The organism is Glaciihabitans tibetensis, from assembly GCF_003003265.1.
GTDB classification, from domain to species: Bacteria; Actinomycetota; Actinomycetes; order Actinomycetales; family Microbacteriaceae; genus Glaciihabitans; species Glaciihabitans tibetensis.
In genome coordinates, this window is sequence record NZ_PVTL01000012.1 from 57,022 (window position 1) to 79,103 (window position 22,082).

Annotated in this window: 27 protein-coding genes; 13 read left to right on the forward strand and 14 right to left on the reverse strand. The window is 64.6% G+C overall.

All coding sequences use genetic code 11. The features are described 5' to 3' along the window. The 3 genes from B0I08_RS16920 to B0I08_RS16935 all read right to left on the reverse strand — a co-directional run bounded on the left by B0I08_RS16920 (window position 1) and on the right by B0I08_RS16935 (window position 2,691). Window positions 1-1,269, reverse strand: coding sequence for a ricin-type beta-trefoil lectin domain protein (locus B0I08_RS16920; protein WP_106215019.1), 1,269 nt, complete (start codon window positions 1,267-1,269; stop codon window positions 1-3). Continuing rightward, window positions 1,266-1,868: a hypothetical protein gene (locus B0I08_RS16925; RefSeq protein WP_106215021.1), complete on the reverse strand. Its 603-nt coding sequence runs from the start codon at window positions 1,866-1,868 to the stop codon at window positions 1,266-1,268. The genes B0I08_RS16920 and B0I08_RS16925 overlap by 4 nt, the downstream gene beginning before the upstream one ends. 229 nt (window positions 1,869-2,097) lie before the next feature. Further along, window positions 2,098-2,691 (reverse strand): alternate-type signal peptide domain-containing protein, encoded by a 594-nt coding sequence (locus B0I08_RS16935; RefSeq protein ID WP_106215023.1) that lies wholly within the window; start codon window positions 2,689-2,691, stop codon window positions 2,098-2,100. 634 nt (window positions 2,692-3,325) lie between these two features. Between B0I08_RS16935 and B0I08_RS16940 the strand changes: the two genes are divergently transcribed. From B0I08_RS16940 to B0I08_RS16975, 8 genes are all read left to right on the forward strand, one after another. After that, complete coding sequence (locus B0I08_RS16940) at window positions 3,326-3,799, forward strand: PadR family transcriptional regulator (protein ID WP_106215073.1); 474 nt, start codon at window positions 3,326-3,328, stop codon at window positions 3,797-3,799. Beyond that, entirely contained in the window at window positions 3,796-4,515 is a 720-nt protein-coding gene (locus B0I08_RS16945) for a hypothetical protein (protein ID WP_106215025.1), read from the forward strand. The genes B0I08_RS16940 and B0I08_RS16945 overlap by 4 nt, the downstream gene beginning before the upstream one ends. 211 nt (window positions 4,516-4,726) lie before the next feature. Beyond that, window positions 4,727-5,329: a TetR/AcrR family transcriptional regulator gene (locus tag B0I08_RS16950; RefSeq protein WP_106215027.1), complete on the forward strand. Its 603-nt coding sequence runs from the start codon at window positions 4,727-4,729 to the stop codon at window positions 5,327-5,329. 100 nt (window positions 5,330-5,429) lie between these two features. After that, entirely contained in the window at window positions 5,430-5,912 is a 483-nt protein-coding gene (locus B0I08_RS16955; protein ID WP_106215029.1) for an ester cyclase, read from the forward strand. 77 nt (window positions 5,913-5,989) lie between these two features. Then, window positions 5,990-6,952: a TIGR03557 family F420-dependent LLM class oxidoreductase gene (locus B0I08_RS16960; protein ID WP_106215031.1), complete on the forward strand. Its 963-nt coding sequence runs from the start codon at window positions 5,990-5,992 to the stop codon at window positions 6,950-6,952. A 115-nt stretch (window positions 6,953-7,067) separates the two neighbouring features. Continuing rightward, window positions 7,068-7,352 carry a hypothetical protein gene (locus B0I08_RS16965; protein WP_106215033.1) on the forward strand — a complete coding sequence of 95 codons (285 nt, stop codon included), beginning with the start codon at window positions 7,068-7,070 and terminating at the stop codon, window positions 7,350-7,352. 484 nt (window positions 7,353-7,836) lie between these two features. Next, window positions 7,837-9,705 (forward strand): HNH endonuclease signature motif containing protein, encoded by a 1,869-nt coding sequence (locus tag B0I08_RS16970; protein ID WP_106215035.1) that lies wholly within the window; start codon window positions 7,837-7,839, stop codon window positions 9,703-9,705. Between the two features lie 160 nt (window positions 9,706-9,865). Continuing rightward, window positions 9,866-10,147, forward strand: a complete 282-nt coding sequence (locus B0I08_RS16975) for a hypothetical protein (RefSeq protein WP_106215037.1) — start codon at window positions 9,866-9,868, stop codon at window positions 10,145-10,147. 150 nt (window positions 10,148-10,297) lie between these two features. On the opposite strand, the gene B0I08_RS16980 is transcribed toward B0I08_RS16975, so the two are convergent. Next, a complete protein-coding gene (locus B0I08_RS16980; protein ID WP_146134467.1) occupies window positions 10,298-10,579 on the reverse strand; it encodes a hypothetical protein in 282 nt (93 codons plus the stop codon). A gap of 233 nt (window positions 10,580-10,812) precedes the next feature. Further along, window positions 10,813-11,826 carry a PHP domain-containing protein gene (locus B0I08_RS16985; RefSeq protein ID WP_106215041.1) on the reverse strand — a complete coding sequence of 338 codons (1,014 nt, stop codon included), beginning with the start codon at window positions 11,824-11,826 and terminating at the stop codon, window positions 10,813-10,815. A gap of 265 nt (window positions 11,827-12,091) precedes the next feature. On the opposite strand from B0I08_RS16985, the gene ppk2 reads away from it, so the two are divergent. Further along, window positions 12,092-13,012, forward strand: coding sequence for a polyphosphate kinase 2 (gene ppk2, locus B0I08_RS16990; protein ID WP_106215043.1), 921 nt, complete (start codon window positions 12,092-12,094; stop codon window positions 13,010-13,012). A 28-nt stretch (window positions 13,013-13,040) separates the two neighbouring features. Here the strand turns inward: ppk2 and B0I08_RS16995 are convergent, their stop codons facing one another. From B0I08_RS16995 to B0I08_RS17005, 3 genes are all read right to left on the reverse strand, one after another. Beyond that, entirely contained in the window at window positions 13,041-14,501 is a 1,461-nt protein-coding gene (locus B0I08_RS16995; RefSeq protein WP_106215045.1) for a M23 family metallopeptidase, read from the reverse strand. A gap of 473 nt (window positions 14,502-14,974) precedes the next feature. Continuing rightward, entirely contained in the window at window positions 14,975-16,003 is a 1,029-nt protein-coding gene (locus tag B0I08_RS17000; RefSeq protein ID WP_245884874.1) for an NAD(P)H-quinone oxidoreductase, read from the reverse strand. 113 nt (window positions 16,004-16,116) lie between these two features. Continuing rightward, complete coding sequence (locus B0I08_RS17005) at window positions 16,117-16,545, reverse strand: hypothetical protein (RefSeq protein WP_106215049.1); 429 nt, start codon at window positions 16,543-16,545, stop codon at window positions 16,117-16,119. A 179-nt stretch (window positions 16,546-16,724) separates the two neighbouring features. On the opposite strand from B0I08_RS17005, the gene B0I08_RS18210 reads away from it, so the two are divergent. After that, a complete protein-coding gene (locus tag B0I08_RS18210; RefSeq protein WP_281260228.1) occupies window positions 16,725-16,859 on the forward strand; it encodes a hypothetical protein in 135 nt (44 codons plus the stop codon). Window positions 16,860-17,040: 181 nt separating this feature from the next. On the opposite strand, the gene B0I08_RS17010 is transcribed toward B0I08_RS18210, so the two are convergent. From B0I08_RS17010 to B0I08_RS17035, 6 genes are read right to left on the reverse strand one after another with little or no spacing between them, the layout of a single operon-like run. Next, the gene (locus B0I08_RS17010) at window positions 17,041-17,211 is read right to left on the reverse strand and encodes a CsbD family protein (protein WP_106215051.1); all 171 of its coding nucleotides are present in this window, start codon (window positions 17,209-17,211) and stop codon (window positions 17,041-17,043) included. 50 nt (window positions 17,212-17,261) lie between these two features. After that, entirely contained in the window at window positions 17,262-18,017 is a 756-nt protein-coding gene (locus B0I08_RS17855) for an Asp23/Gls24 family envelope stress response protein (protein ID WP_181243474.1), read from the reverse strand. After that, window positions 18,014-18,619: an Asp23/Gls24 family envelope stress response protein gene (locus B0I08_RS17020; protein WP_106215055.1), complete on the reverse strand. Its 606-nt coding sequence runs from the start codon at window positions 18,617-18,619 to the stop codon at window positions 18,014-18,016. Before B0I08_RS17020 ends, B0I08_RS17855 begins: the two co-directional genes overlap by 4 nt. Continuing rightward, window positions 18,616-19,011 carry a hypothetical protein gene (locus tag B0I08_RS17025; protein WP_106215057.1) on the reverse strand — a complete coding sequence of 132 codons (396 nt, stop codon included), beginning with the start codon at window positions 19,009-19,011 and terminating at the stop codon, window positions 18,616-18,618. The genes B0I08_RS17020 and B0I08_RS17025 overlap by 4 nt, the downstream gene beginning before the upstream one ends. After that, window positions 19,008-19,229: a DUF2273 domain-containing protein gene (locus tag B0I08_RS17030; RefSeq protein WP_106215059.1), complete on the reverse strand. Its 222-nt coding sequence runs from the start codon at window positions 19,227-19,229 to the stop codon at window positions 19,008-19,010. Before B0I08_RS17030 ends, B0I08_RS17025 begins: the two co-directional genes overlap by 4 nt. Continuing rightward, entirely contained in the window at window positions 19,226-19,669 is a 444-nt protein-coding gene (locus tag B0I08_RS17035; protein ID WP_106215061.1) for an Asp23/Gls24 family envelope stress response protein, read from the reverse strand. The genes B0I08_RS17030 and B0I08_RS17035 overlap by 4 nt, the downstream gene beginning before the upstream one ends. 132 nt (window positions 19,670-19,801) lie before the next feature. Between B0I08_RS17035 and B0I08_RS17040 the strand changes: the two genes are divergently transcribed. Genes B0I08_RS17040 through B0I08_RS17050 form a run of 3 tightly spaced genes read left to right on the forward strand, consistent with a single transcriptional unit; the run spans window position 19,802 to window position 21,500 of the window. Further along, window positions 19,802-20,368: an RNA polymerase sigma factor gene (locus B0I08_RS17040; protein WP_245884875.1), complete on the forward strand. Its 567-nt coding sequence runs from the start codon at window positions 19,802-19,804 to the stop codon at window positions 20,366-20,368. Further along, the gene (locus B0I08_RS17045; protein ID WP_106215065.1) at window positions 20,365-20,973 is read left to right on the forward strand and encodes an Asp23/Gls24 family envelope stress response protein; all 609 of its coding nucleotides are present in this window, start codon (window positions 20,365-20,367) and stop codon (window positions 20,971-20,973) included. Before B0I08_RS17040 ends, B0I08_RS17045 begins: the two co-directional genes overlap by 4 nt. After that, complete coding sequence (locus B0I08_RS17050; protein ID WP_106215067.1) at window positions 20,970-21,500, forward strand: hypothetical protein; 531 nt, start codon at window positions 20,970-20,972, stop codon at window positions 21,498-21,500. Before B0I08_RS17045 ends, B0I08_RS17050 begins: the two co-directional genes overlap by 4 nt. Window positions 21,501-22,082: the final 582 nt, after the last annotated feature.

Genomic DNA, 22,082 nt, shown 5'->3' on the forward strand with positions numbered 1-22,082 from the left:
CTATCGCGCCGGGGTGAGGGTGAAGACCTGCGAGGGCACGCTCGGGCTGGCACACGCCCCCGAGTAGAGGCGTCCGTTTTGTTCGGCGACGCCGGTGAGGCAGGTTCCGGTGCTGACGTTCACAAACTGGAACTGGGTGCCGCTCGTGCCGACGGGTCGCGCGGTCCACTTGCTGGTGGCCGCGTTGTCCCACGTCACGACCTGCGCGTACCCGCCGCCGTTCTGCGGGAGCGCCCAGCTGGTTCCCATGGCGTGCGCCGGGTAGACCCGGTAGCTTCCGTCGCCCAGCTGCTGGAAGTTCCAGGCCTGGTTGGCGGAGAAGTTGCAGTCGAAGAAGTGAATCGGGGTGCCGCTGGCGGTGCTGGCGTTCAAGACGTCGACGCACTTCGACTGCACGCTCGCCGATTTCACCGACAGCCAGATCGTCGAATCGATGTTGAGTGTGCGCACCGAGGCTGCGGAGGACCAGGAGGTGTTGCCCGCGGCATCCACCGCTCGAATCGTGTACGAGTACGGCGTGTTGCGGGTGAGCGCAGCGTCGAGGTAAGGACTGGTAACTCCCGACTTCACGAGCTGGTTATCACGGTACAGGGCGTAGGAGGCAACGCCGACGTTGTCGGAGCTCGCTCCCCAGGAGACGGTGGTCGAGTATCCAGACGTGTTCGAGAACGTGGGCGTGCCCGGCCGAGACGGCGCCGCGATGTCTGCCGCGGTTTGGGTGACGGTTGCTTCGGGAGCGGCGGCGCTCCAGGTATCGCCGACGGTGGTAGACGTGGAAGTCAACGTGATCGTTCCCACCATTGACTGGCCGCCGGTCGCCGTGATCTGCGAAGTAGTCATCGACGATTTAAAGCAGAATACGAGGGATGCCCCGGCCGCCAGCGTCCCGGAGAACTCCGGCAGCGTTGTCCAGTTGTACGACCCGGCGAAAGTCGCCGCGGACGTGCACGCCGCGACAGTAGTCACGGCCGGCGCGGGCTGCAGCAGCACATTCGTAGCAATCCCGCTGCTCGAGGATGCGTGCAACAGCAGGGTGTAGGTGCTGGCAACGGTGCCAGTGTTGGTCACCGTGATCGGGGCGACCTTCGACGTGGTCGTCGCGTTGTAGTCGACGGCCAGCGCGGAGAAGCCGGTCTGGCTGATGCCCATCGTGGCGGCGGAGACGGTTGCGGTGGTGGTGCCCTGGCTGCTCCAGAGTGCGGCGGCGGTGCCGGTTCCGGCGAGGACGAGGAACAGCACTATGCCGAACGCAATGATGGATTTTCTCATGCGCCACGCACCTGGGTTGCGGTGAGGTTCAGCGTGAACGTGGTGCTGCCGCCGGACACGGACATGGGCGCGTCGACATCCATCTTCAATTCAAGGCACAGCGGGGCACTCGCGCCGACCGCCATGGTGACCGGCGCAGACACCGTGGTGAAGTTGGCCAGGCGGGTGCCGGCGGTGGTCGAAGCATTGCAGGTGGCCGACTGCGTCGCGCGCAGGGTGAGCTCGTTGCTGAGCCCCTTGCTGTTGGTGAGAATCGTGACGCCCGTGACGGCGGTGCTGAGCTTGGTGGTTCCGGTGTTGGCGAGCGTCAGCGGCACCATGATCGACTGGCCGGGGGCGAGGTTTGCCAGGCCGAGCGCGGGAATCGTGTAGGTGGTCGAGCCGTTGATGGTGAGGCCGGTGGAGGCGCTGGTCACGGTCGACGCGTTGACGGCAGTGTTCTTGTTCCACATTGCGTAGGTGCTGCCGACACCCGTGAGGGCCAGGGCAGACACCATCACGAGGAGGAGAGCGGAACCGAGCAGGGCGCGGGCGGTGTTGCGGGGTTTGCGGCTGGTGGTGGGTGTAGCAAGCGCGAGGTGGCGGGCCGGTGAATTCACGGTCTGCTCCTTTCTGCGCGGGGTGCTGGTGTATCGGGTGCTGGTGGTTCGGGTTCTGGTGGTTCGGGTTCTGGTGGTTCGGGTTCTGGTGGTGCTGGGTGCTAGGTGCGGCTGGTGGTGCAGGGTGCGGGTGCTAGGTGTGGCTGGGTGCTAGGTGCTGCTGGGTGCTAGTTGCTGGCCGCGTTAACCCGCGATGGGGCGCCGCCCGAAGGCGACGCCCCGGATCAAACTACGGGCGGGTGTTCTGCACGAGGTTGAAGGAGACTGCGCTGAGGTTCAGTGTGCCGTTCTGGGCTGTGAGGCCGCTGACGGTGGTGGGGAGCGCGACGGTCAGGGTGACGGTGACGGTGCTGACACCGGAGGCGTTGGGGGCAACTGTGAAGGTGTTGGCTGCGGCGCCGGCGGTGACGCCGGTTCCGGAGGCGACCATCGAGATGGTGGAGGCCGACTTAAGGGCGACGTTCGCGGCGGTGGCTGCGGCGTCGGTTCCGGTGGTGCCGATGGTGAGGTCGTCGTAGCTGAGGGTGGCGACCAGGTTGTTACCGGTCGCGGCGACGGTGAAGACCTGCGTCATCTGGACGGTGTCACCGGGGACGATCTTGTATGCGGAGATGGACGGGATGGCGACTCCGCCGGCCGGTGCGTCGGTCGAGACGTTCTTCCAGCTCGCGGTGCTGCTCTTGGCGATGGTCAGCGTGCCGGAGGCAACCGTGCCAGCGTCGGCGGTCGTGGTGGAGTTCCACATGGCGAACGTTCCTGCTCCACCAAGAAGCAGCGCGATTCCGAGGGTTCCAACAATGGCGCCGGAGGTGAGCTTGTTCATGGTGTTTTCCTTTCGAGGGCGACCGCTGTTCGGTGCCGGTGATGTTGCGTTTGGCTTGGTCCCCAACGTATCGGTACAAACCCCCCGAATTGGGGGAACTGAGGCGTCCTTGAGTTAAAGCTGAGACTGGTTCGCTTGCGTGGGAGAACCTTGCACAACCTTGAGGTTTAAAACTCACCACAAGTGAAATCTGTTCGCTATGGTGCACAGCGTGTATTTGGGCTCACGGTTTAGGAACCGATTCGTGCGTGCGTTTAGTAGTCACGGCACGGGCGGACTGGGTTGCGGGCGCGGACCAGGTCGCGGGCAACCTGATCGACAGGCGGATCCGTTGACCCAGCGGGCAGCTGTCGACTACCGCCCCTGTTTTGGCTCGCCCAGCGGACAACAATCGACCCATTCTCGGAAAAAACGCGACGGGGCTGCCCGGTCGGCGAACCCGAGAATCGACAAGTGGCCGGTCGACCCGCGTCCGAGGTAGACAAGTGGCCGGTCGACGGGCCCTGGGACCGTGACCGTGACCGTAGCCGTAGCCGTAGCCGTAGCCGTAGCCGTAGCCATAGCCATAGCCATCGAGTGTGCAGGTTTATTCCACCACTAGTGATATTCCAGCAACAAGAGTATGGTCCTGTGCATGGCAGCCACCGAGTTACGGGAACCCACATTCTGGGTACTCACCGCGTTAGCGTCCGGGCGCAGGCACGGGTACGCCCTCATCCAGGAGACGCGCGAACTTTCCGACGGACGCGTCAACCTCAAGGTCGCGACGCTCTACGCCGCGCTCGACCGGCTCGGCACGCAGGGCCTCGTCGCATCCGACGGCGATGAGGTGATCGATGGACGCCTGCGGCGGTATTTCAGGCTGACGGATGCCGGCGCGCAAAGGCTCGCGGACGAGATCACTCGTCTCGAGGCGAACGCTCGAGAAGCGACGGCACGCCTGAAGCTGCGGCCGCTGTCTCTCGTCTCGGCGCTCTCGTCGACGGGCTCCGCTTTTACTGGCTCCGAGACATCCGCCCGCTCCGCTCGCTCCGCTATATATACCCGCTCCGCTCGCTCCGCTCTATATACCCGCTCCGCTCTATATAAGAGGAAGGCTGCGCGATGACACCGGGCGCTGGCGACTCGAGCGGAACAGCCGGGAGTACTGCTGCTGCCGCAGACTCCGCCGCGGACTCCGCCGCAGACTCCGCCGCAGCCCTCCGCGCCGAATACGAACGACTCCTTCGCTGGTACCCCGCGCGGTGGCGCGCCCAGAACGGGGCCGCAATGGTCGGCGCCTTGCTCGACCAGGCCGAGGACGAGCGGCGCGATCGCCCAACGGCCGGCGACCGCGTGAGCCTGGTGGTGGGCGGCATCCAGCAGACGCTGCGTTCTGCGGTAACCGGCAGCCGGTGGAGCCTGATTCCGCTCGGTGTCGTTGCCGCGATGTCCGCTCTCTACTTTCCGACTACCTGGGCGCCGAACGTCAGCTACCCCGGAACGCTGGGCCCGTTCGCCAACCCGTCCGTTGTCGCCAGCGCGCTCGTGATTGTGTCTTTCGGACTAGCACTGGCTTCGCGCCAGGGTGCCGCGCGCATTCTTGGACTGAGCGCGATCATCGTGGAGCTCGTCGTGGGTGTGGTCGCCGCGCGGGAGAACTGGCTCGGGCCGAGCTGGAGCACGGTGGTGGTGTTCGTCGGCCTGACCTGGCTGGGAATAGCACCCGCGCGGCGCGGGAAGACCGTGTCCCTCGGGCTTGCCGCGCTGCTCGCGATTGTGGCAGCCTCGGTCTTCGGGCCAGCGCTATGGGCCTTCGCAACGGAAGCGGTTGCCGGTCTCTGAGCGAACTAGCTATTGACACTAGCCGTTTGGCGGGGCATCCTTAGCCTTATGGACACAGCAACTCCGCACTATCTCGCTCGCACTCGCACTCGCACTCGCACTCGCTCTCTCGCTCCCGCTCGCACTCCCGCTCCCGCTCCCGCTCCAGGTCGCACTCCGGATCGCACGCCCACGCCCACACTCACCACCGCCCAGGCCGGGGTGATGCCGCGTGCCTAGGGCAGGACTGACCCGGGACCGGGTCGCGGAAGAGGCAGCTGTCATGGCCGACGAGGTCGGGCTGAGCAAGCTCACCCTGGCCGCCCTCGCTGATCGGCTCGGCGTTCGGCAGCCCTCCCTTTATAAGCACATCGACTCGATGGCCAGCCTCCACCGCGACATTGCCGTCCACGCCAAACGCGAGCTGGGTGGCGTGCTCGCCCGAGCGTCGGTCGGGCGTTCCGGGGCGGATGCCATCTCCGCGATGTCTCGTTCCTACCGAGAGTGGGCGCTGCAGCATCCCGCACGGTATGAAGCTTCGAATTTTATGCCAGCTTCGGGGGATGTCGAGGACGAAACAGTCTCGCTCGCGGCGATCCAGGTCATCGCCGACGTTCTGACCGCCTATCGCCTCGAGGGTGATGACGCGGTGGATGCGATTCGGGCATTCCGGTCGACCCTGCACGGGTTCGTCTCCTTCGAAACGGCCGGGGCCTTCGCCTTGAGCGCGGATGTCAACCGGAGCTTTGAGCGGCTCGTCCATGGATTCATCGTCGCCCTCACCCAGTGGACTGAGACGGATATCCCGCAGCCGGCCGGGTTAGACCAGTCCTGACACCGTCTGTTCCGTCCATTAGCCGTTTCTCTTTCTGACAGCGTCCGCTACATCCGTTCCACAAACCACCCGCAGAACCACAACACAATTGGAGAAGAGCATGGAAGACACCGTCACCCCCGGCACCAGCACCGGCACCAGCACCCCCAGTTCTGACCGTGAAGCAGCCACTGCGCTCGTCACGTCGTGGCTGAACCTGTGGAACGGCGACTACGCGATCGCGGAGAAAATCATCTCCGAGAGCAACCGCGTGCACGCTGCGATGTTCGACGGCGGAGATGGCAGCGCCGTCGGCGGAGTTTCGGGAATGGTGAGCTTCGTCACGCAGATGCGGTCCCTCAGTTCCGATCTGGTCTTCTCCATCGAGGTCGGCCCCATCATCGACGGTGACCACGTCGTGGTCCGCTGGGTGGCGAAGGGACACTACGGCGGCGGAATGCCCGGTGCTGGGGCGGCGGTCGGCACTGCCCTCGCCTTCCGCGGCGTTGACATTCTGCGGGTGGCCGATGGCCAGGTCGTCGAATACTGGCTGAACGCCGACACCCTGGATCTCATGGCCCAGCTGCAGGTCGGCGCCAGCTAGTCTCGCGCCGCTAATCGACGCACGCCGAGGTGGCAACCCCCGCCTCGGCGCGCGGGGCCGGTGTAGCGTTCCGGCGTATGAGACTCGGATACAAACTTGCTGCTGAGGGGTTCGGACCCCAGGAACTCGTACGCCAGGCCGTTGCCGCCGAGGAGGCCGGCTTCGATTTTGTTGAGATAAGCGACCACTTTCATCCGTGGCTGGATGCGCAGGGCCACTCCCCCTTTGCCTGGGGCGTGCTCGGTGCGATCGCGGCCAAGACGGAACGCATCGGCATCGCCACCGGCGTGACCTGCCCGTCGATCCGCTACCACCCCGCGATCATCGCGCAGGCCGCGGCGACCATGGGGCTGCTGTCCGATGGCCGCTTCACCCTGGGCCTCGGGTCGGGCGAGCGGCTGAACGAGCACGTCGTGGGCAACGGGTTCCCGAGCGTCGCCAAGCGGCACGAGATGCTGCGCGAGTCGATCGAGATAATCCGGCTGCTGTGGTCGGGCGGCTACCAGTCCTACGACGGCAAGCATCTGCAGCTGGAGGATGCGCGGGTGTTTGACCTGCCCGACATCCTGCCCACAATCGCGGTGGCGGTCAGTGGCCCCGCCTCGATCGCGCTGGCTGCGGAGCTCGGCGACGGCATCTTCTCGACGGAACCGAAGTCCAGCCTGGTGACGGGCTTTCGCGACGCGGGCGGAACCGGCCCCCTCTACGCCGAGGTGCCGCTGGCCTGGGCCACGAACGAGCAGGCGGCCGTCGACGCCGCGATGGAGACGAGCCGCTGGGCCGTCACCGGCTGGAAGGTCATGAGCGAGCTGCCGAACCCCGTCAACTTTGAGGCTGCATCCGCCACCGTGCGGGAAGACGACATTCGCGAGCAGTTCGCCTGTGGGCCGGATGCTGCGTTGCACGTCGCCGCAGCGCGCAAGTATGTGGACGCCGGCTTCGATCACCTCGTGATGCAGAACGCCGGACCCGACCCTGACGGGTTCATGGACTTCTTCGCGAGCGAGCTGGCTCCTGCGTTGCGGGAGTTGGGCTCGTGAGGCACCTGCCTGAACCAGCTGGGCGAACGCTGAGCGAATCGAATGTCTGTGCTGGATGTCGGGCACCTCAAGCCATAATTGCTGGCAAGCAGCAGTTAACGAAACGGAGTCAACGATGAAAAAGAAGCTGATATTCGCAGTAGGCGCCGCGGTGGGCTATGTCGTGGGGACCCGTAAGGGCCGCGCGGGATACGAGAAGTTGAAGGTGCAGGCCAGCGAGCTCTGGCAGAACGAGAAGCTGCAGGACGGCATCACGCGCGCCGAGGAACTCGCAAAGGACATTCCCGTAGTCGGCGGCACCGTGCACGGCGTCGCGAAGAAGGCGACGGACACCGTCACCGCGGCGGCAAACAAGATATCGCCGCCCGAGGGAGAAGTAGAGCCGCAGAGCGCGGCTTAGGTTTCTCGCGGTGGCACGGCGTGCGGCATCGGCGTCTCGCCGCAGCACGGTTTGCCTCGCGTCTCGCCGCAGCACGGCGTGCGGCATCGGCGCATCGCAGAAGCACGGCGTGCGGCATCGGCGTCTTGAGGCAGCACGGTTTACCCTGCGTATCGCAGCAGCGCGGTTTGCCTCGCGTCTCGCCGCAGCACGGTTTGCCTCGCGTATCGCAGCAGCGCGGCGCACCTCGGCAACGCGGTCGTAACGGGCGGGTCCAGCAGTGGATCCGCCCGTTTGCACGTTCCGACATCGTCAAAACGTGGTCGAACTAGGACGTGTGTTCGATTTAGGCTCCCCCGCTCGTCGTTCCCATCCCCGCTGTTACCCACCCCTTCTGAGAAGATTGGGTTGCGTACTCGGGGATCTCGGCCGAATCCAGCCTAAACACGTTGTCCACAATTCGAACACATCTTCTATTTTGTTCGATTCTCTGAGATAATTAGGTATGCAATCAGCCAATCCGAATAGCGCCACCGAGCGGCGCACTGCCGCCGCTCGCCTGGCCCTCGGTCTTGCCGAAACGGTGCGCTGGAAGGCCGTCGGCGATTCCGACGGTGCGACGGTGTTCCTGTCGGCTATCGCAGTCTTCGCACGTGCGGTGGAGAAGTCCCGGCAGCAGCGGGCGGCTGGCAATTCCGTCGGCGCTGCGCAGTCCGACCTTGCGCATCCCGACCTTGCACTCTCCGACCCTGCGCAGGCCGAGTCGGTGCTGTCGGAGCCTGCGGTGCGGTCGGATCCGGTGCGTCTGCGGGCGTCGGCTGAGGAGTTTCATCTGTCGCAAGACTTCCTCGATGCGGGGCTCGCCGCCGAACGTGCCAGCGCTGCAGCGTTAGGGCTCCGCGCCCGGCAACTCGACGCTGCCCGGCAGCATGCGGAACGTGCGGTGTTTCTGAAGGAGAACCCCACCGACCCCCGCCGCAGCCGCACCAACGGCAGCGGCAGCAGCAGCAGTGGCAGGGGGAAGGCGGGTGATGGCATGACGGCGTTTGCGGGGTGGACGAAGTCCGAGATCGCGTTCCGCGGATTCGCCGCGATGGTCGCGACCCAGTTCCACATCACCGAACGCGCCGCCGAAAACCTCATCGCCACCAGCACCACCCTGGTCCACCTGCTCCCCGCGACCTTGGCCGCGTTAGAAGCCGGGGAGATCAGCTACCGCAACGCCGACATCCTCGTCACCCACAGCTACCGCGTCCCCGACGAACACCGACAAGAGTACGAAACCATCCTGTTGCCGTTCGCCGCGATCATGACTCCCACCCAATTCGACCGCAAAGCCCGCCGCCTGGCCGACAGCTACCAACCCGACGCCCTGGAACAACGCCACCAAGAAGCCGTCCAACGCCGCCAGCTGAGCATGACCCCCCTCGACGACGGCATGGCCGAACTGCGTCTCTACATCGACGCGATCGACGCGACCGCCATCGCCTCTCGCGCGACCACCATTGCGCAGGGTATGAAACACCCGGCCGATCCCCGCACCCTGAGCCAGCTCCGCGCCGATGCCGCCACCCAACTCCTCCTCACCGGAACCACCCCCACCACCAGTGCTGGTACGGGTAGCGACGTTGGTGGTGGGTTGGGGCGGGGGATCGTGGCGCACGTCGCGATCCAGGTCCCGGTCCTGAGCCTGCTCGGCCACGACACCGAACCGGCAACGCTCGAGGGATACGGCCCCATCACGATGGACCGCGCCCGGCAACTGATGGGCACCGCCACCAGCTTCACCCGCATCCTGACCCACCCCGAAACCGGCACCATCCTCACCATCGGCACCACCCGCTACACAGTGCCCGCCGCAATGCGGTTATGGCTCATGACCCGCGACCTGACCTGCCGATTCCCGGGATGTATGACCCCCGCACGCAACTGCGACCTCGACCACACCCTGGACTGGCAATACGGCGGCGCCACCGACGCCACCAACCTCGCCTCACTGTGCCCCGCACACCACGACCTAAAACACCACACCGACTGGACTTACACCCAAGACAAACACGGCGTCTGCACCTGGACATCCCCCACCGGAACCACCCACACCACCACCCCAGAAACCCGACTCCACACCACCCCACCCCAAGCCTGTCTCGACGGCGACGGCGACGGCGACGGCAACGATGACGGCAACGCTCGAACCGACACTGGCACAGATACAGACACAGACACAGACACAGACACAGACACAGACGACCAAACCGAACTGGATGTCCGCAACGAACAACTCATAACGGCCGAACATGTCGAACCGCCTTCGGATCCGTGGCACTTAGCTGAACCCGATGGCGCGGACCCACCAGTCGAATTCCCCTTCTGATGGGCTGCTGATTGGGAGGTCAGACGGTGTGGGTTCGGGATCAAATGTTGAGGCTTTATCTGCACCGATTCAGGGATTGCGGCCAACCGCCAGTGCTTGAATAATGCCCGAACAAGGCGTTTGCTTTTACTTGTAACGAGACCCCGGATTGGGGAATGACATGGACAACTTGATTACTAATCTCCTTCACGCGCTGCCCCACCGCGACACAAGCAACGACGGAACATCCGCCGACGCAGAGGTCACAGCGGGGGCCGAGTCGACGCGCGAGACTGTCGCAGCTCAGCGTCGGTCACTGGCGGTTTCGCCCGTGACACGTGCTGCGCCCTATCGCCCCCCAACGCACGCGACCATCGCGGGCGACAGCCCGCTGACGTCGGTGGGCGAATACCGCAAGCGGCGCGGAGAACTCGACACCGTTCCGATTCATCAGCACCGCTGATTCATCAGCACCGCTGATTCATCAGCACCGCTAATTTAGAAGCACCGCTAACCCCGAGGCACCGCTGACGAGTCGTTTTCACCCTGCTGCTACGCACCCTGCCGCAGTAGAGCGCGGCCAAACCGAGACTCGAGCGTGGCCAAACCCAGACTAGAGCGCGGCCAAACCCAGGTCGAAGTCGAGATCCGACATGGCGTAGTTGCCGTCCCAGTCGGTTGGCTCCGCGAGGGAGAGTTCCACAATCTCGAACTTCACAGTCAGCCCCGGAGAAACAAGCACGCTCAATCTTGTGCTGTCATCGATCCAGAAGTCGACGAAGTCGCCTCCGGCACGAACGGCCCGAAGAACAGCCTTTTTCAGTTCCATGATGCTTTGGTCATCATTGAGGAACACCGTTTCAGCCCCGATGGTGACCCGGTTTCTCAAGTACATGAGCGAACCCTCCATGTCGGCTCCGCACGCTTCCGCGACGAGAGCGAATTTGAGACATCTCCGGGGTCTGGGGAGAATCCAACTGCCTGGCGGGTGCTTTTGACGAGATACGTATCCACCAAACAGCTACTTTCAAACCAACCTAAACCGGGTCGCACGAATCCACAATCCACCGGAGCCGGGCAGTATCTGGGTGTTTTCGACGAAAAAGAGCGACCCTCTTTCTCGTTCGGTCAGGCGCTTGCCCACTCAAGCAAGCGCTCTCGCGGCCACGTCGTGATGATCCGCTCGGCGGGCACGCCGTTCGAAATGGCCCGTTCAGCGCCGAGGTCCAGGAAGCTGAGGTGGCCGGGTGCGTGCGCGTCAGTGTCAATACTGAAGAGACAGCCTGCCTCGAGCGCCAGGGCGATCAGGTCGTCGGGCGGGTCCTGACGTTCCGGTCGAGAGTTGATCTCGACGGCCACGTTGTTGTCGGCGCAGGCTGCGAAGATGCGCGCTGCATCGAACGTGGATTGCTCGCGGGTTCCGCGGGTGCCTTCAAGCAGTCTTCCTGTGCAGTGCCCCAATACGTTGGTGAACGGGTTCTCGATGCCACCCAACATCCGCCTGGTCATCGTTTCGGAGTCCGCCTTCAGCTTCGAGTGCACGCTGGCGACCACCACGTCGAGCCGTTCGAGCAGATCGGACGTCTGGTCAAGCTCACCGCTCTCGAGAATGTCGACCTCAATGCCCGCAAGAAGCTGGAAGTCGTCGAAGCGATCGTTGATCCGCGAGACCTCGCGCAGTTGTCGCTCGAGCCGATCCGCGGTCAGTCCGTGAGCGATTTTCAGGCTCGGAGAGTGATCAGTCAGGGCGATGTAATTGCGCCCAAGTAGGCGCGCGGCATCCGCCATGGTCTCGATCGACGTCGTGCCGTCGGACCACTCGCTGTGCGTGTGCAGATCGCCGACCAGCGCGGCGAGCAGGGTCGCGGCGGCAGGGCTCAGCTCGTGGGCGTTGCGCTCGCGCACCTTCTGCAGGTACTCCGGAATGCGGCCGTCGACCGCCTGTCGGATGACCTCAAACGAGGTGGAGCCGATGCCCGAGACACTTTTCAGCCTGCCACTGCGCGCCTGGGCGGCGATCTCCTCGGACGACCGACCCGACAGCGCGGCCGCCGCCTTGCGGAAAGCCTGCACCTTGAAATTCTGGGCGCGCTCGCGCTCCAGCCAGAAAGCAATCTCGTTCAGCGCGTCGACAGGCTCCACCCGTCCATTTTGCTCCATATAGCGGCGAGACGACGGCGGGATGAATGCGAGATCAAGGCCAGATCAAAGCCAGATCAAAGCCAGATCAAGGCCAGATCAAAGCCAGATAGAAGTGAGTCGGATGCCTCCGGCCGACGTTACGCCAGGTTCGCGTCACTCGATTTCCACGAGAAACCCGAAATTGCCCGTCACTGGCGTATTGTCTCGGTATTCGCCTGACCGGCGACCGTCGGAATTCTTGCGCGAGAGGCTGGGATGTCGCACCATGTCGAAAACGAAGCCTGAAACGAAGTCGGACACGAAGTCGGGCACGAAAGAAGATTCTGCGGGCGCTGCGGGCGCCGCTGTAACCGGTGCTGCTGCTGCCGCTGGTGCTGGTCCCGGCGCGCCCAAGCGCATCCCGAAAAAGCCGTACGAGGCCGAGCTCGAGCGCCTGCAGATCGAGCTGGTCACCATGCAGCGGTGGGTGATCGAGACCGGGGCGCGAGTGGTCGTGATCTTTGAGGGCAGGGATGCCGCGGGCAAGGGCGGCGCGATCAAGCGGATAATGCAGTACCTCAATCCCCGCTCAGCCCGTGTGGTCGCGTTGCCTGCTCCCAGCGAACGCGAAAAGGGGCAGTGGTACTTCCAGCGATATATCGAGCATCTCCCAACAACGGGTGAGATCGTGCTGATGGACCGGTCCTGGTACAACCGCGCGGGCGTCGAACGGGTCATGGACTACTGCACCCCCGAGCAGTACCGCCTGTTTCTGCGGCAAACGCCGGCGTTCGAGCGCATGCTGGTTGAGGATGGCATCATCCTCATCAAGTACTGGTTCTCAGTCTCCGACAGCGTGCAGGAGGAACGTTTCCGGTCTCGCCTCCACGATCCGATGCGGCGCTGGAAACTCTCCGACACGGACCTGCAGTCGATCACGCGCTGGGAAGACTACTCGCGAGCGAAGGACGAGATGTTCGAAGCCACGGATCACGCCGATGTACCGTGGTGGACCATCGAGAGTGACGACAAACGGTCCTCTCGCTTGAACACCATCAAGCACTTCCTCTCGCAGATACCGTACGAGCACCGCGAGCCCGAACCCATCGACATTCCTGGACGACCGGTCTCGGACAGTTACGAACGCCCCGCCCGCGAGCGATACAAGTACGTGCCCGACCACACCGAAAGCCTGACGAGCAAGTAGCCGGCCCGGCCCGACCCAGCCCAGCGCGCTAGCCCAGCGTGATCCCGCGCGCGGCCATGAACGGAACCGGGTTGATGCGGGTTCCGTTCTGGCGTACTTCGAAGTGGAGGTGGCAACCGGTGGAGCCGCCCGTGCTTCCGACCAGCGCGATCGCCTGGCCGGCGCTCACCTTCTGTCCGACCCTGACCAGGTTGGACTGGTTGTGGGCGTATCCGGTCTTGATGCCGTTTCCGTGGTCGATGAGAACCCAGTTGCCGTAGGTTCCGAGGTATCCGGAGTATTCAACGGTTCCGGAGTTCGCGGCGCTGGCAATCGCGCCACAACCGGCGCCGATGTCGGTTCCGTAGTGGAACGCGCCCACGCCAGCGACGGGCTTGTCCGGACGCGGACCGAACGATGAGGTGATGCGACCGTAGCCGGGCTTGACCCAGCCCGATCCGCTCGCCGGCGGGGCCGAAACGGGAGGCTTGGTTACGGGAGCAGCGACCGGCGCCGACCCGCCACCCGACGAACCACCCGTCGAAGGCCTGGGCGCGGCAGCGGCGGCAGCGGCAGCCGCAGCTGCTGCCGCGGCACGATCGGCGGCAGCCTGAGCTGCGGCCTGGGCAGCCTGCGCGGCCTGCGCAGCTGCCAGGGCGGCAGCACGCTCGGCGGCGGCGGCGGCTTCTGCGCGCTCGCGTTCGATGCGGATGCGCTCACCCGTGTTGTAGTCCGCTTCGGTCGCGGCGCGGTCTTCGACGAGCACAGCCAGCTGCGCCTGCAGCACGCCTTCGTTGTTCTGCTGTTCTGTCAGCGCGGCCTCGGCTGCCGCCGCGGCATCCACCGCATCATCAAACGCACCCTGCGCGGACTCGGCCAGCTCGGCGCGCACCTTCGTCGCGACGGCGGCCTGGTCGGCAAGGGCCTGGGCGGCGTTGCGGTCTGTCTCGGCAGTGGCCAGCATGGCGTTGGCGGTCTCGGTCGCCTTCGACATCGAGCCGAGCTGGTAGAGGAGGCCGTCGGGATCCTTCGTCTCGAGGAACAGCTTGAGCCCCAGCTCGGTTCCACCCTCGCGCGCCATCAGCGCGACCAACTGGCCGACCTGCTTGGTCGACGCGGCGGACTTCTCCTGCGCGGCCTGCACCTGCAGCTGCAGCGCCTCCAGCCCGGCGTTGGCCTGGTCGGCCTCCCCCTGGGCGAGTTCGTAGGCGGATGCCAGCACGGCACTCAGCGCGTTCGCCGCCGCAGTGTCTGCGGCGAGACCGTCGATGAGTCCGCTGATGCGATCGATTTCGGAGGCCTTACCGCTCTCGCTGCTGCGTGCGGCCTCAACATCGGCCCAGGTCGGGTAGTCCTCGGCGTAGGCCGGAGAGACCAGCGTCAGCGAGACGAGCACGGTGACCACGCCGACGGCGAGCGCGGAGAGGTGGCGGCGGGCGCGGGTTGTGGCTGGGCTGGCGGTGGCTGAGTCAGTGGTGGCTGGGCGGGCGGTACTGAAGAGCGGTGACATGGGTCTGGTCCATTCGCGGGATCGGCCACATTGGTGCCGGTCCCGCCGGATGACGGGCCGAGACTAAGCAGCTACGCAGGTTGTACATGGGTCGCATCCGGCGAACGATTCGCCTGGAACGCGGCTAGATGCGCAGCGCCATTGTCGGCAGCACTTCACTCGCTTGAGGTGCGCAGACATGAGTAATAAAAACCATGTGCACCCCCAAGCGTGTCGTCAGAATCGGAACCGATTCCGGTACTACCCTATCAACCTCACATTTAAGGTTTGGCACCCCTGTTCGGGGGGCTTCTCATTCACCGCGAGAGCTGCGTTGCGTCTGCCGTCCGTCAAACCTCGCTCGGTGTCCAACTTTTGTCGCTTCTCGTTCGATTTTGGCGACGAAAGTTGTGCAATGACTTGCCCCGAGCTGCGGTATGGGCTCCCCGCGAGTGGAGCGGCCGTCAGTTCGGCGCCCGTCAATTCAGCGCCCGTCAGTTCAGCGGCGCCGCCAGCACCACTTTGCCGACCGTATGGCCCGCCTCGAGCAGCTCGTGCGCGCGAGCGGCCTGCTTGAGCGAGACGACCGTGTCGATGACGGGCACGATGCGGCCGTCCTCGATCATTGGCCAAACGTTCGCACGCACCTCCCGCACGATCGCGGCCTTCTGCTCGTGCGGGCGTCCGCGCAGTGTGGTCCCGGAGATGCGGGCGCGTTTGCCCATCATCAGCCGAAGGTTCAGGGGTGCGTCCGTGTCGTCACCCGCACTCCCGATCACCACGAGGTGGCCGTCCGGTGCGAGCGCGTGAAGGTTGCGGTCGAGGTAGGCGGCGCCGACGATGTCGAGGATCACGTCTGCCCCGCGACCGCCGCTCGCGTTGCGGGTTTCGGCGACGAAGTCCTGCGTGCGGTAGTTCACGAGCACGTCGGCTCCGAGTTCGAGGCAGCGTTCGAGCTTTCCGACCGAACCCGCGGTCGTAACCACGCGCGCACCCACGGCCTTGGCCCATTGAATTGCGAAAGTGCCGATGCCGCTCGCTCCGCCGTGCTGGAGCAGGGTCATCCCCCTCGTCAAATTCGCGACCATGGCGAGGTTTGAGTACACCGTGCAGGCTGCCTCGGGAAGCGCAGCCGCGTCGACGGCATCGAGGCCGCGCGGCACGGGCAGCACCAGGTCCTGCGATACAACCACCTGCTGCGCGTAGGCCCCGCCGGACAGCAACGCGCAGACGCGGTCGCCGATCGCCCACTCGGTGACGTCGCCGCCCACCCACGAGATGACGCCGGCGCACTCCAACCCCAGAATCGGGGAGGCGCCCGGCGGCACGGGGTACTTTCCGGCGCGCTGCAGCAGGTCGGCGTTGTTGACACCTGTGGCATGAACGTCGATGACTACGTCGGTGGATGTCGGCGCCGGATGGGTCGCGACCGTCCACTCCAGCACCTCGGGTCCGCCGGGGTGGGTGAACGTTATGGCGTGCATGATGTCCTCCACATCGGGATGCCGCGCCGCCTCAGACACGGATCTCCCTTAAGCCTGTCACCCTCAACGAGGGGCGGCTAACCCCCCGAGCGACCGGACCAGTGGGGACAAGTGCGGGCCCGCCGGACAGAGCAATAGATCAGAGCAGCAGATCAGAGCAGCGACTGGTTGACCACGTAGAACGCGACCCCCGTCGGAGGAAGAAGAAGAAGCAGCCCCAGAATGAGGGACGTGCGGGAGGAAGGTTCGCCGCGCTGGCTGAGCAACACGTCCAGCACGATCGCGATGGGCAGGGCCGTCATCGTGAGCACGAAGAAGGTCACGAACACCGCGGAAAAGTCGTTGGAACCGAGCAGTCCGCTCATCTGGGAGCCCAGGATCACCGCGGACAAAAGGTACAGCGCGGTCACGGTTCCCGCGACAAGGCCGAGCCCGCTCAGGCGAGAATATCCAGCGCTGGTCTGTTCAGCGCTGCTCTGTCCAGCGCTCGCCGGGCCACCGCTGGCCTGTTCAGTATCAGCTGTGCGTTTTTCCGACGCGTCGGGGCGCTCGTGCCGGAGCGCCGGTCCAGAAGTTGTCATTCGGGAACCTCCCCGTACTCGCCGCTCGACTGCACCGAACGGCTCATGGTCAGCAAGCTACTCCCCCCAAGAGGGTGGCACCAGCTATTTCCTGACCGCTTTTTCGGACCGGGCGGATGTCACGTCGGACACCCACTCGGAGTACCCCCGTTTTGGGGGCGGGACGCTATGATGTGACGATGTCCAGCAAAGAAGAGCGCTCGCGCGACAACAGCTTCCTCGACCGCGAGACTCGCCGGTGGCGCGGACCTGTGCTTCTTCTGGTCTTGGCCATCGTCGCTGCTGCGCTCGTCGTGGCCGCCATCATGCGCTAACACGCGTAGCGTCAATACTCGCAGCGCCAAAACGCACAGCGCCAGCACGATGCGCACCGCTAGTGCGACGCGCATCGCTCGGCAGGGTTAGCGGAAGCCCTCGGCCACAGGGCCGTGACTTCCGCTGACCGCTACCTAGCTAGTCGTACGTGACTAGTCGTAAGTGACTACTCGTGCGTGACTACTTGAGAGCGTCCTTGACGTTCTCTCCGGCGTTCTTGAGGTTCGCCTTCGTCTGGTCAGCCTGGCCTTCGGCAACGAGCCTGTCGTTGTCCGTGGCCTTGCCGGCGGCCTCTTTGCCCTTTCCGGCGAGGTCTTCAGCGGCGTTTTTGATCTTGTCTGCTGCACTCATGATGAGCTCCTTCTTGTGTGGGTGTGTGGGTGGAACATTTGTGATGGTTGTCAGGCGTTCGCCGAGATCGACGTTTCGCTTTCGGCAACGCTGGAGGCGGAGACCCGTGTGGCCTTGGCCATTCGGGCAGCGAGGCCAGCATTGATCTGAATCAACACGGGCACTTCGCGACCGAACGCCCCGTCCCAGGCCGCGACCACGTCGTCGACGAAGCTGCGCACGACCTGGGGAGATTCGCCCCGACGCACGTTCGCGGTGACGCTGAGTGCGGGGGTGCGCCCGACGAGGTAGGTGGACACGTTGGACGACATGATCCCGGGATGGTTCTTCAGCGCCGCCTGGATCGCCTGTTCGGCGACCTTGCCGTCGATGGTGATCGATCCCTGCGCAGTCGATCCCTGCGCAGTCGATCCTTGCGCAGTGGATCCTTGCGCAGTTGATGCCTGAGCAGTTGATGCCTGAGCAGCCGATCGTCTACCGGCGCTGCCTGCCTGAACGCTCTTCTCGGTCAGGAGCACGCGGGTGCTACCGCGACCCTGCCGGATGATGAACAGAACAAGCAGCACGATGAGTGCCAGGCAAATCACTGGGATGAGGATAAGAATCCAGGACTGCCCGGCGCTGCTCACGGTCGTCGCGGACACCACGTCCGGCGTGCCCTCCTTGACCGAAGCGGCGGCGGATTTCCAGGCATCAAACCAGTCCGGGATCGACGCCACAAGCGCCACACCCGCTCCGACGATTATGAGGACAAGCCCGAACAGAAAGATAGCGGTGCGGTTCAGGCCCCGATTGGTGTTATTCATGCGCCCACTACTCCCTTCTTCTCGATGACAACCTTGCTGCGAATGGTCGGTGTCAGGTTGAGCGCCTCGAGCTGCTCGGCGACTGCCTCCGCGATCGCCGCCCGGTCCACCGCGAATCCCGAAGTGGGACGAACGGAGACCTCGGCTGTCCGGCGCCCGATGGTGACGACGACCTGGTCGGGGTCGATGTCCGCGGTGTAGCTTGCCGTGCGGGCCAGAGCTGACGCGATGACAGTGTTATCGACCACCACCGCGGTACGGTCCACAACCCCGATATGGCGAGCGCGGCGCCCGGGCAACAGGGCGAAGAGCAGGATGATCAGGCCGATCACCGCAAGCACCGCTCCCCCACCGATGATCGTTGCCGGAACAACGGCCTCCGGAAGCGTTGTCGCCGCGGACAACGCGTCCCCCGGCGCCACGAGCAGAGCCGGACGGGAGAGGAACGCGAGAACGCTCTCGGTCCCAATCCACGCGAGAACCAGAATCAGGACGACCGCGAGAGCGATCGCAAGACCGGCGCGGGGCGAATGGGTTTCCCTGCGCAGGATGCGCCGGTAGACGGACGAATTCAATGTCGGATGTCTGGTGGTGCTTGTCATTGGAGTCGCACACCCCCCTCGATCCGAGCCTCGGTAAGCCGGAGGTTGACCGCGGCCGCAGTGGAACCGGTCAGTTCCAGAACCCGCTCGCGAATGGTGTTCTGCGCGGCAGCTGCCCGCTCGAGAACAGTCCCGGTGGGGCGGCGCTGCGCGGTGACACCTTTCTGCGCGGTAAAGCCGTCGCGCGCGAGAAGCGGAGCGATGGTAATCGGCGCGCTGACCGTGACGGTCAGACCGCCGTTTTCGTCGCTGAGTTCAACCGCAACCGTCTTCGCCGCAGTATCCAATTCGCCTGCGGTGATGGCCGAGACGACGGAGCGGATGGCGCGAGAGCTGATCTTGTTGCGCCCGTGCAGCTTCTCCTCACCGACCGGCACGGCTGTGGGCATCATGACGATGAACGCTTCCCTCGAAATACGTCGGCCAGCGAGCGCAGATCGAGCTTGCCGTCGAGAACGCGGGCGACAAGAATGCCGACCGCGATCGCCACCGCGACGAAGACAAACGGCCAAAAGCCGAGGATGATCCAGGTGAGAGCGAGGATCGCCCCCACGAGGATGCCGGTGTTCGTATGGGCGTTGGAGTTGGCGTTGGTGTTCGTGTTGGTCACTGGACTCGCACTGCCTTCGTGGTTTCGTCGTCGGCGGGCTCTTCTTGGCCGGGGATGTACACGTCATTGATCGTGACATTCACCTCAGCGACATCCATTCCGACAATTCCCTCGATGGCTGTGTACACCGCGGCACGCACGCCGTCAGCGACTTTCTGCAGCGGCATCGGGTACTCGGCGACGAGCGTGATGTCGACTGCGACCTGGCGTTCGCCGACCTCAACGCTGACGCCCTGGCCGAGATCGGCTTGGTTCATCGCGCCGCGAATTGCGCCGAGTGCGCGGGACATGCCGCCACCGACAGCGTGCACACCGGGCACGCTAGTCGTCGCTATTCCGGCGACCTTGGCGATGACGCCGGTGTCGATTGTGGTCTTGCCGGCGCCGGCGCCGGTCGGGCTGGTAGCCAGCGTCGAGGTGGGGGTCGTTGCGTTAACCATGGGAAACTCCTCCGTGTTGTGGATCGTGGATGCTGGGTGAGGGCGACTATGGAATAGTCATCAATAAGGCGAGATGACGAAGCGATTCGTCACACACAATCTCAAAAAGTTTTTTCGGAACGGATGCCAAAAGTGGTGGATGTACGTCCTGCCGGGCCCCTGGACGATGCACCCGACGGCATTCTGGCCGCACGGGCCGCCGACGGCGACGTGGCCGCGTTCGAGGCGCTTGTCTACCGCCACGGTGCACTGATGCGTGTCTACGCCGCCAAAGTTCTCGGCTCAGAGGCGGAGGCGGACGACGTCGTTCAGGACGTCTTCATTCAGGCCTGGGGCCAGTTCGACCGGCTCCACGATCCCCGCGCGGTGCGGTCGTGGCTGATGCGCATGGTGAGCAACCGGTCGATCGAACGGATCCGCAAGCGCAAGGACCATGTCAGCGTCGACGACTGGGACGCCCCGACCAAGGCCACCGAATCACCGGAACACGTCGTAGAGGTGCGGATGCAGCTGGGGGCCTTATCCGCGGTGGTCGATAGGCTGCCCGAGATGCAGCGACAGTGTTGGGCGCTCAAGGAAATCGGTGGAGTCCCCTACGCTGACATTGCTGAACAGCTTGACATTCCGATCTCGACAGTGCGTGGCCAGCTGGCCCGTGCCCGACGCACCATCATTCAGGAAATGGAGGCCTGGCGATGACCGATGTGGAACCCACCGGCCTCGATCCCGAGGACCTCGATGGACACACGATGGACGAGCTCAGCGACTACCTCGACGCCGGGCGACGACCGCGCGACGAGAGCATCGAGAGCTCGCCCGGGTGCCGGATCGCGCTCGACGCACTGGCGCGGTTGCGATCCGAATCGTGGGCCATGCTCGAGGGCGAAGCGCTGCCCGACTCGACCCGTAACCATGCCTGGATCAAGACCGTCCTCGCGAACATCTCCCGCGAATCCCGGGCCGGGCGGGCGATTCCGATCAGCCATCCCGAACCCGACGTACAGCTGCGGATGACCGAGGGTTCGGTGCGGGGGCTCATCCGTGCCGCGGGTGACGCCGTTGGTGGTGCTCTCATCGGCAAGGTCGACCTCGAAGGGGACGTCTCCGTGCCCGGCGAAGACATTACGGTGTCGGTGACCGCGTCCGTTCCGTACGGAGAGAACCTCACCGAGCTCGCTCAACGCATTCGCGAGAGCATCGCAGCGGAGTTGCTGACCCACACCGAGTTGAACGTGACCGCCGTAAACGTGACGGTCGATGACATCCACACCGCGCGGACTGCACCACCAGAGGAAACCCGATGACCGAACACCGCGAACTGTCACGCAAGCTCACTGCCCTGGTGTCTACGATTGCGGGGGTCGTCGAGGTCTACCCGTCGGAACCGCTCGTGCGAACCGTCGCCCGAGACGTGCTCGCGGCAGCTGCAGCGGCTGCGGATTCGGTCGCTGGGTCGGTCGATCCGGATGGTTCGGGGGCTCCGGATATTGCGGGGGCTCCGGATGGTTCGGAGGCTCCCCACGATTCAGGCGCCGCCGTTGACGACGCGCGCGTCAAGGTGACGCAAGATTCGTCTGGCGCACTGGTCGTCACAGCGAATATCGGCGTAGCGGGCGATCACCCGGTGCCCGAGACCCTTCGCGCTGTGAGCCACGCGCTCTCCGGCTATCTCCGCGAACGAGAGCCGGCGAGCGCCAGCACCGGCGCCAGCACCGGCGCCAACACCGGAGCGGGCGCGATCGACGTCGCTGGCGCGAGCAGTCCGCGGCCTGTCATCTCGGTGACGGTTAGTCGAATCGATAACAGCGTCATGCCGGGCTTGCTCGACTAACGCGAGCTGCAGCTTTTACTAAAGCGAGCTGCAGCTTCTACCTAGGGGTTCGTTACCCGAAATCGATATCGCAGGCGGAACAGCGGAGGGGCATACGTGCGGCTGTGGGGTCGAACAACTCGCCGCCACACAGGGGACAGATTCTGCTCGTGTTGTTCGTCATTTGCCCAACACTAGTTGGTTATCCTGTGTGTCCAGTGGTGTGACTTTGGACACACTTGGTCCCGCACGCGCGTCCGGCGCCGGACCCAACACTCGTCGACGCGGCCGCGCTCCGACAGGACGATGCTCGTCGACTCGCCCCCGCTCCGACAGGACACTCGTCGAGGCGATCCGCCGTCCATTGGGCAGGTACCGACGCGGCCGCCTGCCGACAGGGCCCTTGTGGATGGGGGCGTTTCACCGAGCGGGCTGTCCCGTCGCAATTTCTTGCGGAATCGGTCGATACCAGCCCACTCGGCGAGTGGCGTTAGGCGGCCATGTCGGTAACTGATACGTAAATAGAGGTTCCTTATGCTGCTGCGTGGGTGATTGTGACTTCGTATCCGAGGGCTTCGAGTTGCCGGACGGCTTTGTTTTTGG